Consider the following 12,263-nt stretch of genomic DNA (forward strand, 5'->3'; position numbering starts at 1 on the left):
TAATAATTTAAATTAAATAATAAGAATATTTTGATGAAGCATATTTTAATTGACTATGAGAACATTCAGCCTAAAAGTTTTGATAATGTAGAGATCGATGATTGTCATGTATGGTTGTTTTTGGGTATCAACCAGCAAAAGAGTCTACCACTTGAGTTGGTTGAAACATTGCTTAGATTTGATAATAAAAGTGTACATATTATTAAGATGCAACATGCAGGAAAAAATGCACTAGATTTTTATTTATCTTTTTATCTTGGCAAAATTTCTGAAATGGATCCTAAGGCTGATGTTTGTATTTTAGCAAGAGATAGTGGTTATGATGTCTTAGTTGAGCATCTTAATAGTGCTTATGATGGTATGAATATCATGCGATTAGAAAGTGCTAATCAGCTAAGTATGGCTTATGAACTTAATGAAAACACAGTGTTAGATATAGAACAAAGCAAACTTGTTATTGACGATAATCAAGATATTTTATGCGATAATATTTCTGAAGTGGTAAAGGAAAGTGAAAAATATCTAGCTCAGCCGATCGAAAATGATATACCTAAAGTGATTATATACGACTGTTATGTCTTAGTTTTTGATGGCATTGTAAATCGTAAAGTATTTTTACCAAGCTATAAGTCTAACTTATTACATTTGATGAAGAAGTATGTTCCAGTGAAAATGTTAGAGAGCTTTAATAATCTTGAGCAAGATTATATTTTTGAACAAGTTTTCGATAAGTTTGTTAAATTAGGTCTTATTAGCCACGACCAAAACGAAGAAAAACTAAGTTATAAGGTAGATAGGCAAGGAATATTAGATTTAGTAAAAGATCAAGTTCTATTGAATAAGGCTAAAAAAATTGACGGACTAAATAATGTCATTAAGCAGAAACTTGCAACTTATCGCCAAGTAAATGATGAAAAACAAGTTAGCCTAGTTGTGAGGTGGTTAGAAAAGCAAGTTTATATTAAGCAGAATAATCAAGTTATCCATTACCCACCTTTTAATGATATAGCAGAAAATACAAGCAAACCTTCAAATAGTAGTGAGAAGGTTGAAGCTTTTGATACGATATATCAAGGTGTAATAACATTAATAAAAAGTCGACCGCTAACATCTAGACCGTCCAAAAAATCAAGCTTAGTGAATTATCTTAAAAGCCATTTACGTAATGAGAATCCTAAAATAATCGATAAACTTATTAAACAGATGGTTAAAAATAAAGTTATCGTAATATCAGATACAAACAAGCTTAGCTACAAAATATAGAAGCTTAAAAAAGGTAACCCCTTATGCTCATCCCTAAATACTGGGCGCAATACAAGCAGCGTTTTGATGCGCTAGCCACGGCTGATCGGTCATCAAAGCAAGCAACTATTAAGCGCTATGGCTGGTCAGATATCAGTCAAGCAGAGGCTTTGGCTCATGCTAAGGAACGAGTAAATGAAGCGCATCAACGCTGGCTAGATGGCGAGGATATTGTCAGACGTGAGCGCAGGGAAGAGTATAACGAAAGTAATGGCATTCCTATCCGTGAGCAGATTATTTCTGAGCAAATTTTTTCAGAGAATGGCTTAACTAAAGCTGGTGTAGAGAGTCATGCATCTGATACGCAGCTTGTTGTCACGCGTAACAGTTACGGCGCCCAGATTGCCAATGTCAATAATATTGCGATTATTGATGCTGATAACGATCAGCTATTGCATTATAGATATCCTGAACGCTATAACTATCATGGCTTTATGTCTACTTTGCTAGCTGATGAAAAGACTTCAGGAGCCAAAATGAAAGTTTGGCTTTTTATCTTTTTCTTTATACTGATTGCCAGCATCATTTCTTGGCTAGGAGCGTCATGGTTGTGGCTTTTGATGGTTATGATAGGTGTGACAGCCTACTTATGGCAACAAGCCAGTAAAAGAGAAAAGGCGCGTATGCAAAAATATACTGAAGATAGTGAATCGCTATCATCCTTTATCACTGATTTGATTCAACAACGTGTTGCTAGTCATCCTACCGAATCTTTTCGTTTATATAAAACACCGGCAGGCTTTCGTATCATTGCGACCCACGATACTATCTCGCCAAGTGACGCGTTAGTTGCGGACTGGTTTGAGTATTTTCATGCGGATGCTAATTACGTACGCCTCTGTCAGGCGCAGCAGTGTTTTCGAGCGCGGCTCACTGCAAAGCCGTGGCGTATGGCTGAGGGTGAAGATGATAAGCTGGCTAAAGATATCCCTGCCAAAAAATTCTGGTTTGATGCCGAGAGCACAGACGCAGATAGTAGTATTGAGCAACGTCAAAACGAGTTAAAAGCGCGTAAGCAGTGGATCGTCGATTACGATAAGTATGCCAAAAACTATCGAGCATGCCGTTATATTGAGAGTTTTATTGGTAAGGAATCTACCCATCAGCTAGAGCATAAGGACATACAGGCATTTATTGAGTGGCATGATAGGGTTTGTAATGTGGGTAAAGAAGAATTGCCATTAGGTTGATTGAGATATGAGTGAACAGGGAAGTGTTTCAGTTACAGGCCCTCAGTCACATATACTCAGTGACATACTCTAGGCATTTGAGCTGCTGCTCTGATAGCCACTCTTTATGAAAGTCACTATACAAATCTAGGCGATCATCGATAGGCTCATAATCCGTAAAGTCAAATGCTGCAAAGATGCTTCTTATTTCTATAAAATATGACTGTTGTAGCTCTAAAACCGTTTTTTTATTTGGCAGCATGGTCAGTAAATAAAAGATAGTAAAGCCAGTCCAGTCATAGACCATGCTCTTATTGTTTTGTTTATTGGCTTCTTTAATAATGGTTAGCGCAAATTCTAACGGTTCATTACTTAGTGCTGTCTCATTGGGGTGTAGAGTGTAGTAAGGACTGCCAAAATCCACATATAAGCGCTGTGATTCCTTATCCCACAATGCGACCTCAGGGTTGTCAGCTGACCGAGTACCCTTAGGATTGTCATAAATCCATGAATCGCCGGCCTCTATAAGGCTATTGAAATACTTTGGGTAACTGTTATAGGTTGGGAAGTCTTCGAGAGCGTAGGCTTGCATATACTGAGTACTGAGCAAAATGCCTTTTACTCTAAAGTGAGTATGACTTGTATCGAAAGCGGCTTGTAGGCAATAAGCATTATGTATTAAATTGCGTTTTTCTCTGTCAGTACTATCGGCGCTAGCAATGAGTTTTATGGTCTGCTCAATGATATGCTCTACTTCCCACATAGACATGCCGCTCTCCTTTTTTTACAAAAATATATCGATTCAAACGTTCTACTACATTATCACCCCAACGCCGAAAACAACACCATCAATACAGGCGAGACAATATTAATAATAAAGCCGAAGCTAATTGCCAATGGCACGACTTTTAAACCGCCCGATTGCTGAATAATTGGCAAGGTAAAATCTAGGCTGGTTGCGCCGCCAAGCCCAACCGCCGCTGATGGATATTTTCGCATAAATACGGGAATAAATATCAGGGCAAAAAACTCACGTATTAAATCGTTAAATAGTGCGACACTGCCCCAAACCGCGCCATAAGCATCGGTCATGACAATGGCTGATAGTGAATACCAACCAAATCCTGATGACAGTGCCAAGCCTTTTGTCCAGGATACATCACTGAACATTAGCGCAAATATTAAACCGCCAGCCAATACGGCTATTGTGAAAATGATACTCATCTCAACGCCACGTTTATTGAGTATGACTTCTTTGAGCGTAATACCTGAACCTTTTAGCCCAATACCAACTAGTAATATGAGTACCATTAACAGAGCCGTCATGGTGTTTTCAGGTGGCATATAATCAGCGGGTAGGAAATAGCCAATCACCATGCCGATTACTACGCAAACGACTTGGGCAAGACTGCCACGAATGCTGACCCGATGTTCTTCAGATTTGACGTTGGGCTTTTTGGCCTGCCATGGGCGCATGTTATCAAAAACCATTAAAGCCAATAGACCAGAGCCGATAGTGAGAACGGACAGCACAGCCACATAAAATACAATCTCAGCTACTTGACCGCCTAAGCCTTCGACTTGTGATAGCTCAATACCGATCAGCGCTAAGATAATAAATACCAGATAAGACAAACCTTTATCCGCAAGCCTTGTCATGGTCGGATTAGAAGGAATGGCAAAGCCAATAAACATTGGCATTAAGACCAAAATAAGGGTAATTAGGCTTTGCATAACGGCAGACTCGTGGTTTTAATGAGGCATTTTTAACAAGCCGATGATTGTATCATATCGATATGTAAATACTGACATTGGTACACTAGATTCTTTATAAAGCCCAATTTTATCGGGGGTAATTTGATTTATAGTCAAAGAAACATAAAACCGATACGATTGTATTATGGTACTACTGGTACAAATTTTACTTGCTTGCTGTATTCACAGAGGCTGCGAAAAATTTATCCCAGCAGCACTGTAGCGATTTAAAAATACTTTGACTATATAACCACGTCTAAGCATTTACCTAGCAAACTTTTGTTGTTACATTAGGATACCGAAAATACTTGGTAGTACTATGTCGCTATATCAGCTCAAACCTAAATTTCAAGATCAGCTGCGACCAGTCAGTAATTCGTTGGTTGCGCACAATTTTACTGCCAATCAAGTCACTGTGTCTGCGGTACTATTAAGTGTGGGCACGGCTTATGTTATTGCGAAGCCTGCAACCGAGCAGCAAGCGTTATGGCTGCTATTACCTTCATCATTATTCGTACGGATGGCACTCAATGCTATCGACGGCATGATGGCGCGTGAGCATGGTCAAGCATCAACACTGGGTGCAGTGCTCAACGAAGTGGGCGACATTATCGCTGATACGGCGCTTATTACCAGTTTGGCTCCTCATGTTATTCAGCATGACTTACAAATGAATTCTGAACGACAAGCTGGTACGAGTAAATGGTTTAGCACGCAGCGGCATATCAGTAGCATGACGGCATTGAGTATGAGTACCGAGCTGCTCGGTATCGCCAGCAATACAATACTAGGGGCTAGGGCGAACCAAGGGCCTTTAGGGAAAAGTGACCGCGCTTTGATACTAGGCGTGCTTGGTGCTGTTATGGGGGGTAAGCTGCCGTTATCGCGCGCCCATTTCAGCATCACACCGCTATTCATATTAACCGAAGCACTCCTACTCAAAACGTGCTTAAATCGTATACGCTATATGGCAAACCTATATTTGATGCATCAGCCGCCAACACTTCGATCAGTAACGCGTGAGTCGAAAAACAACTCACTATCTATCAACATTGCTTCATCACGTGATACTGCTTTATCCCTGAATACTGCTTTACCAAATAATTATACTGACAACGCCTACCCATTGGAGTTCAAAGAAATGCCAACTACCCCCGTTAATAGTCAAAAACTAAAAGAACAGGCCAGTGTTAGTTTTGAGCAATCTTCACCCACAGATGTAAATGGTGAAATTATAAATGGTGAAAGTTGCTACAACGCTTATGATGGCACGGCTATTTATTATCGCTATTGGCTCACGATGCCGTTAGTAGATATGCAAAAATCAACGATTAAAAAAGCCGCTCAGCCGTTACGTCAAGTGATCTTATTACACCGTGGGCATGAGCACTCGGGCCGATTAGCCGAGTTAGGACAGCAGTTTGCAGCAGCAGGCTATCAAGTGTTTGCGTGGGATGCGCGTGGCAATGGTCGCTCAGGCGGTATCAAAGATCATGCCGAGAGCGTTACCGAACTTGAGAGAGATTTAGACGGATTTGTGCAACTGGTTATCGGGCAAACTGGCATTGCTATCGAGGATACCCTGATCATCGCCAGTAGTATCGGTGCGGTACTGGCGGCAGCATGGGTGCATGATTATGCGCCCAATATTCGCGGTATGATACTCGGCACGCCTGCGCTAAGCATTCGCTTATACATGCCCTTTGCGATACCGTCACTAAAGGTAGCACGTACGCTGGGTCTGATGTCACGTGTCAGCAGTTATGTCAAAGCACAAGTGCTGACCCATGATAAAGACGCGCAGCAAGCCTACAATGCGGATCCATTGATATCGAACAGTATTTCGACTGACTTATTGATTGATACTCATGCCACGGGTCAACGTTTGCTAGATGATGCTGGTGCCATCACCGTTCCGACGTTTGTATTGTGTGCGGGTAAAGATTACGTGGTGGATAAACAGTCTGAACGTGCGTTTTATGAAGCGATTGACACGCCTACCAAGCGCTGGCAATTATACCCAGACAGTTATCACGCAATCTTTCACGAAACCAATAAGGCAGATGTGTTTGCCGACTGCATAGATTTTGCTGAGCAGGTGTTTGCCGCGCCAGTACAAGCGCCTGATTTGAGTACCGCGCATTTGAATAGCGCCAGTAAAGACAAGGTAGACCGCTTAGCGATTAAACCATTTAATCCGAGCTTTGCTATTACTCGTTTTGCGATGCAGAAGTTTGGTCATGTCAGCGACGCGATTGCTACAGGGCTTGAGCATGGGTTTGATTCGGGCCACTCGCTTGATCATGTTTATTATAATCAGCCGAGCGGTCAAAACAAATTTGGACATGCAGTTGATAAGTTTTATTTAAACAATATCGGTTGGCAAGGTATTCGTATACGCCGCGCGCATATATTGGAGCTGGCACGTTTAGCGCTCGCAGATATTAAAGACAAAAACCAAAATAACACTAAACCATATCAACCAAAACTGTTAGATATTGCCAGTGGTCATGGTTTCTACGCATTTGACTTATTGACTGAGTTTACCGATTTGCATGCGGAGCTACGAGATTATGAGATGCATAATATCCAAGCACTGCAAGCGAAAGCCTCTAATTTAGCCATTACTAATCGAGTCGTCGCTTGTCAAAAGGATGCGTTTGACGCAGCCAGTTATCAGCAGGTAGAAAAAACGAGCAGCAGCAAGGTTGATAAAGGTTTCGATATTGCCATTAGCTCAGGTGTGTTTGAATTATTTTCTGACAATACGCTACCTGAAACAGCACTGGCTGGGATTTATGACAGTTTAAAAGCGGATGGTTATTTGATTTATACCAACCAGCCGTGGCACCCCGAGCAAGAATTCATCAGTAAAACCTTAAACAACCATCGTGGTAGCAGCTGGGTAATGCGCTGTCGCTCACAAGCGGAGATGGATCAATTGGTTGAGCGTGCTGGCTTTAAAAAGGTTGCCATGCGTATCGATCGTTTTGGTATCTTTACGGTGTCATTGGCGATTAAAACTGCACCAATCGATGATAAATAACACATGACTACTAACCATACCAAGCCTTATGAGCGTGTGCAGCTTTTTTCTGGAGGTGGCTCACGTTTTGGCTATTATCTGGGTAGTTATGCGGCGTTGGTCGAGCATGACCTAAAGCCAGATATGATTATTGGTACTTGCGGTGGAAGCTTAGCCGCTTATCTGGTCAAGCTAGCGTCTGATCCTAAAGACTTGCAAGAGCTGATGTACAGCCGTGAGCTCTATTCAGTTATCAAAGCGATTCGCCATGTCACCCCTGATGAGGCTGGCAAGCGTGCAAAAATACGCTATATGACTCATGCGCTCAAACGTTTGGGGTTGTCACGTAAAGCATCTAAAGCACAGCAGCATCGACAGGCAGACAGCTATGCGCGACTCCTAGATGAGTTGCAACAATTGGCGATGTTTCGTATTGATAATGAGGAGCAATGGCTTGATGAGCTATCTAGTTTTGCTTCTAGTGGACAGAGTGACTTTAACGCGAATCACACAACGCCAGAGATAGCCATTATCGCTAGCCGCCTGTATTCAATGCCTTTCGATAGCAATATGGCTGATGCTCTAGCCAATGATAATTTAAAACTGCAAGAATTGTTGTTTGCACCGCTGCGTTTGGCAGATTATCTGTCAGACCTGCCTGCTGAACAGCTAACATCACCTGCGCACGCCTTTGCCAGTGAGCGGATACATCCGCCTGTTAAGCTCCTGACCCAATGGGATATTCAGTCAGTGGTTCGTGCTTCTATGGCAGACATGTATTATTTACCGCCCACCCATATTACAAAGCTTGGCTGGTGCTTAGGCGGCGTGATTAACCTCACGCCTATTGAGCTGGCCTGTCAGTTGGCTGAAACGGTATTTGCAGAGACCAAGGATGGTTACGATGCGTGGCTTGCTGCACCTGCCATTAAACGGGTTTTTGGTTTTGACCCAAATGCGCGCTTGGCCGCCGTACATAGTTATCAATCGAAATCTGCATTGTCCAAATCCGAGCCGTCAAAGTCCACACAGCCCCATTGGCTACCATTTGCCGATAATGCTCAGCAGCTGACGGGTCAAAATGTGCATAAGCGTTTTAATCTACAGCAAATGACCGTCGAGCTGATACATGCTGACTATGATGGCTTTGTGCAGCAAATGCAGGCGCAATGGCAGTATGGTTATCAGCGTACTATCGATTACATACAGCAGCATAAATTATGAAAAATCATGCAGAAGATACCGACAAAAACTACGCGCCGCATCTTATAGTTATAGGCGGTACAAGTGGGGTTGGTTTGGCACTGGCGGTGCATCATTTGCAGCTTGGCTGGCAGGTGAGCGTGGTTGGGCGTCGCATGGCAAAGATAGAGCATATTAACAGCCAGTATCCGACTATCAGGACTTATGCTTGTGAGTTGACTGATGATACTCAAATAAAGAATTTACTAGAGAGGTTATCGAGCATACGCTTTGACAGACTGGTTTATAGTGCGGGCAGCTATACCAATGAGCGTACGCATCAGTTGAATCAAGTAGACAGTGATAAGATGTTAGCGATTAATCTGCAAGCGTTTGAGCAGGTATTTAGCTGGGCCAGCAAGCAGTTAAAGCAGCAAAGCCAGCCGATCGATGTCGTTAATAACAATATTACTAATAGCAACGTTACTCACAATGATGCCACTCACAACAACGCCACTAATAACCTTAAGCCAAGCCTTATTTGCTTGGCATCCATTGCGGGTACGCTCAACTATCCCTATGCCAGTCTTTATGCCAAAAGCAAACGCGCGATGATAGCGACGGCCAGTGCTTATCGATTGGCGCTTGACCCTTATAATATTCAAGTGACTTGCATTGCATCAGGTTATATCGATACCCAAGCATTGCGTGATTTGAATGATGGTGATGCCAGTCACAAGCCATTTATTATGAGTACGCAAACAGCGGTAACAAATATCATGAAAGCGATTGACGACGATGTTGAGTTGGCCGTGTTTCCAAAATCGATGCGCTACATTACTCGCACGCTAAACCATTTACCTAAGCCTGTGCTCAACTGGATATTACGCAGTAAGCTAGATAAGCCTGCTTAACCAAGCATTGTCTTAATCAAAAATAGACCGCTCATCCAAATATCCAGTAGAACAAGGTAAATAACGGCACCCCAATTAGTAAGCTATCCACCCGATCTAATACGCCACCATGTCCAGCCAGCATCGTACCAGTGTCTTTTACCCCATGTTGGCGCTTAAATGCTGATTCTAATAAATCCCCCGCAATACCGCTCACAGCCAAGCTGTAGGCTGCCAGTAAGCAAACCCACCAGCTAAAAGGCGTGAGTAATAATCCTAGAAACGAAGCCAATATAGCCGCACAAAAACTGCCAAAAATAGCGCCTTCAATGCTTTTGTTTGGGCTAATGGTTGGGGCAAGGCCTCGTTTAAACCATTTTCGGCCTAGCAATCGTCCACATAGATATTGAGCAATATCGTTGAATTGGCTGGCAAATAGTACAAACAGCAATACGCCATATTGCTCACGTTGCCAGGTTAGTTGTTGTAAGGCGATAAGGCTGATGATCAGTAAAATAAAAGCAGCGCTAAAGACGATGTCTAATATATTTAAATGTGCAGATGCATCGATAGATGCTGAGATAGGAGCTGACTGTTTCTCATCAATGCCGTTTTTGGGTTGTAGTCCGCGCGCCTGTAGTTTACGAATGAGACCCGCTTTGCCATTTAAGCACCATAAGCGTTGAAGCTCGTAGCATCCGCGTAGACCGATTAAAACAAAAAAAGCAATGAGTAGCCACTGGTAAGGATGATAGTGAGCGTATGGTTCATGATACTCTAGCTTAGCAACGATATAACATAGACATAGCGCAGTCAGCATAAACCACCACGAGCGGGTGATCAGATAAATTTTAGGTAGGCGAGCTCGCAGGCGAGGTAGGGCAAGCATCCCCCAAACTAAACTTACAACGGTCATGAGTCCGATGACAAACAGCAGATCAGTAGACATATTTTCAGCACTTTAAAAGGTGTAATCAATTCCAAATAAATTGGATACGCTGTCAGAACCGCTCAGTCTACTTTTAGATAGCAGTTATTGTGCTAGATTCTGACTGGTTGATTATAGGCTGAATCGACCAATTAATGCTACCTTCTCTCGTACCTAATAACGGCTCAAGCACACTTACCTGAGGAATAGTCGCTATATCTGGGTAGTCCTTTCGATAATGACCACCGCGACTTTCAAGACGTTGATAAGCCGATTGAACGATTAATGTCGCCAATTGTAATTGCCTTGCTAATTGGAAATGTGAGAGTGGAGTAGAGGCAGGGGATGCGTCTATTTTTATAGATATTTGTTTTCTATTTATCTCATTATGATGGTTGTTACGGTTAGCGTTATTGGCACTGCTATGAATAGCACCTAAATCAGGTTTTGCTAGCCACTGTTGCCATTGTTGTATCTGTACAAGTGCGTCTTCTAACTGCTCAGCATCACGAGTAATACCCATATTGGCTGTCATCAATCGCTTTAATGCAGCTGTTTTTTCGGTGATTGCAGTATTAGAATGGCAGTATCGTCTAGCTCTATAATGATCAGGTAGGTTGGGGGCTGACGGTGTGCTATTAGGAACGATAATTGACTGAGTGTTTTCAATTACAGGTGGTGTCCAAGCATCAGCTAAGACTTGAGATGGGTGTGTGTTATTGGGCAAAGGATTTAGTTCAGATGTTTTTGCTAAATAGCGCGGCAAATCAGCGGCGATATTTCGTCCAACCACCACGCACTCTAACAGTGAATTACTGGCTAAACGGTTTGCTCCATGCAAGCCTGTATACGCCACTTCGCCTGCGGCATAAAGACCAATGACATCAGTCAAACCATTGGCAGAGGTAACCACGCCACCACAGCTATAATGAGCGGTAGGAGCCACTGGTATAGGCGCTGTCGCAATATCAATGCCAAGCGTTAAGAGGGTTTGATAAATTTGTGGGAAATGCGCTTGCAAAAAATCTGTCGGTAGGTGGCTAACATCAAGGTGTACGTAGCCCATATCATTGTTTTTAATTTGCTCAGCGATTGCTCTTGCGACGATATCTCGTGGCGCTAGTTCTACGCGCTCATCAATATCGAGCATAAAACGTTTGCCTGTCTGCGGGCAATACAGCCGTCCACCTTCACCGCGCAGTGCTTCAGAGATTAAAAAGCTGCTATCGCCTAATGCCAGTCCTGTCGGGTGAAATTGAATAAACTCTAAGTTTGCCAATCGGCAACCTGCTTGCCACGCCATCATCACGCCATCACCGACACAGACATTTGGCGCACTAGCTCGTTTAAATAGCTGTCCCAAGCCGCCACTGGCCAGTACGACAGCCTGACTATAAACCGTAAGCTGACGTTGGTTGTTATGATCAAAAACAAGTGCCCCTTGGCAGCGGCTATATGTATTGTCCGTCAGCAGACTTAACGCCTCATGATGAGGCAGTATGGTAATGTTGGATGCTGCTTTCACTTTTATGATCAAGGCTTCCATAACATGTCGCCCAGTAGAATCCTCAGCGTGGGCGACTCGTCTACAGCCATGCCCACCTTCTTTGGTTAAATGCAAGTTACTGGTCGTTAAACTTTCAGACTGCAACATGCTATCTGCTGGTGATGTAGCATCTTGCTGTAGGGTCGGCGTAAAGGGAACGCCTTGCTCACATAACCATTGAACCGCTTGCTGTCCTGCACTGAGGATATCAGTGGTATTATTGGCGTCACATAATCCTGCGCCAGCGATGAGCGTATCGCTAATATGGTCGGTAACCGAGTCGTTTTTATCCAAACTGGCCGCAATACCACCTTGCGCATAATGACTTGAACAAACCTCTAGATCGGCTTTGCTCAGTACCATGATGCTTAGTGATTTTGGTAGTGATAGCGCAGTACTTAAACCAGCCAGTCCTGCACCGATGATTAGCACGTCTGTTTGCTTGATATTATCCGCGCTCATA

Annotated in this window: 9 protein-coding genes; 5 read left to right on the plus strand and 4 right to left on the minus strand. The window is 43.0% G+C overall.

The window, feature by feature from the left end:
- The first annotated feature begins 33 nt into the window (after positions 1-33).
- Both ACT3QP_RS02050 and ACT3QP_RS02055 read left to right on the plus strand, forming a co-directional pair.
- Positions 34-1,263, plus strand: coding sequence for a PIN domain-containing protein (locus tag ACT3QP_RS02050; protein WP_444524282.1), 1,230 nt, complete (start codon positions 34-36; stop codon positions 1,261-1,263).
- Between the two features lie 23 nt (positions 1,264-1,286).
- Positions 1,287-2,492: a hypothetical protein gene (locus ACT3QP_RS02055; protein WP_444524283.1), complete on the plus strand. Its 1,206-nt coding sequence runs from the start codon at positions 1,287-1,289 to the stop codon at positions 2,490-2,492.
- Between the two features lie 46 nt (positions 2,493-2,538).
- Here ACT3QP_RS02055 and ACT3QP_RS02060 read toward each other — a convergent pair whose 3' ends face one another.
- Together ACT3QP_RS02060 and ACT3QP_RS02065 are read right to left on the minus strand one after the other, a co-directional pair.
- Entirely contained in the window at positions 2,539-3,240 is a 702-nt protein-coding gene (locus ACT3QP_RS02060) for a hypothetical protein (RefSeq protein ID WP_444524284.1), read from the minus strand.
- A 53-nt stretch (positions 3,241-3,293) separates the two neighbouring features.
- On the minus strand, positions 3,294-4,205 hold the full coding sequence (locus ACT3QP_RS02065; protein ID WP_444524285.1) for a lysine exporter LysO family protein: 912 nt from the start codon (positions 4,203-4,205) through the stop codon (positions 3,294-3,296).
- A gap of 340 nt (positions 4,206-4,545) precedes the next feature.
- Between ACT3QP_RS02065 and ACT3QP_RS02070 the strand changes: the two genes are divergently transcribed.
- The 3 genes from ACT3QP_RS02070 to ACT3QP_RS02080 are packed head-to-tail and all read left to right on the plus strand — an operon-like array spanning position 4,546 to position 9,347.
- Positions 4,546-7,272 carry an alpha/beta fold hydrolase gene (locus ACT3QP_RS02070; RefSeq protein WP_444524286.1) on the plus strand — a complete coding sequence of 909 codons (2,727 nt, stop codon included), beginning with the start codon at positions 4,546-4,548 and terminating at the stop codon, positions 7,270-7,272.
- Positions 7,273-7,275: 3 nt separating this feature from the next.
- Entirely contained in the window at positions 7,276-8,475 is a 1,200-nt protein-coding gene (locus tag ACT3QP_RS02075) for a patatin-like phospholipase family protein (protein ID WP_444524287.1), read from the plus strand.
- On the plus strand, positions 8,472-9,347 hold the full coding sequence (locus ACT3QP_RS02080; RefSeq protein WP_444524288.1) for an SDR family NAD(P)-dependent oxidoreductase: 876 nt from the start codon (positions 8,472-8,474) through the stop codon (positions 9,345-9,347). Before ACT3QP_RS02075 ends, ACT3QP_RS02080 begins: the two co-directional genes overlap by 4 nt.
- A 31-nt stretch (positions 9,348-9,378) precedes the next feature.
- Here ACT3QP_RS02080 and ACT3QP_RS02085 read toward each other — a convergent pair whose 3' ends face one another.
- A complete protein-coding gene (locus ACT3QP_RS02085; protein ID WP_444524289.1) occupies positions 9,379-10,275 on the minus strand; it encodes a phosphatidate cytidylyltransferase in 897 nt (298 codons plus the stop codon).
- A 73-nt stretch (positions 10,276-10,348) separates the two neighbouring features.
- Complete coding sequence (gene nadB, locus ACT3QP_RS02090; protein ID WP_444524290.1) at positions 10,349-12,262, minus strand: L-aspartate oxidase; 1,914 nt, start codon at positions 12,260-12,262, stop codon at positions 10,349-10,351.
- Position 12,263 lies beyond the last annotated feature (1 nt).

This window comes from Psychrobacter sp. AOP7-B1-24 (genome assembly GCF_052376215.1).
Lineage (GTDB): Bacteria > Pseudomonadota > Gammaproteobacteria > Pseudomonadales > Moraxellaceae > Psychrobacter.

Bases quoted from the DNA above. Each gene is read 5' to 3' on its own strand.
- ACT3QP_RS02080 (WP_444524288.1), top strand. From the start codon at position 8,472: ATGAAAAATCATGCAGAAGATACCGACAAAAACTACGCGCCGCATCTT.
- ACT3QP_RS02085 (WP_444524289.1), bottom strand. From the start codon at position 10,275: ATGTCTACTGATCTGCTGTTTGTCATCGGACTCATGACCGTTGTAAGT.
- ACT3QP_RS02050 (WP_444524282.1), top strand. From the start codon at position 34: ATGAAGCATATTTTAATTGACTATGAGAACATTCAGCCTAAAAGTTTT.
- nadB (WP_444524290.1), bottom strand. From the start codon at position 12,262: ATGAGCGCGGATAATATCAAGCAAACAGACGTGCTAATCATCGGTGCA.
- ACT3QP_RS02055 (WP_444524283.1), top strand. From the start codon at position 1,287: ATGCTCATCCCTAAATACTGGGCGCAATACAAGCAGCGTTTTGATGCG.
- ACT3QP_RS02065 (WP_444524285.1), bottom strand. From the start codon at position 4,205: ATGCAAAGCCTAATTACCCTTATTTTGGTCTTAATGCCAATGTTTATT.
- ACT3QP_RS02060 (WP_444524284.1), bottom strand. From the start codon at position 3,240: ATGTCTATGTGGGAAGTAGAGCATATCATTGAGCAGACCATAAAACTC.
- ACT3QP_RS02070 (WP_444524286.1), top strand. From the start codon at position 4,546: ATGTCGCTATATCAGCTCAAACCTAAATTTCAAGATCAGCTGCGACCA.
- ACT3QP_RS02075 (WP_444524287.1), top strand. From the start codon at position 7,276: ATGACTACTAACCATACCAAGCCTTATGAGCGTGTGCAGCTTTTTTCT.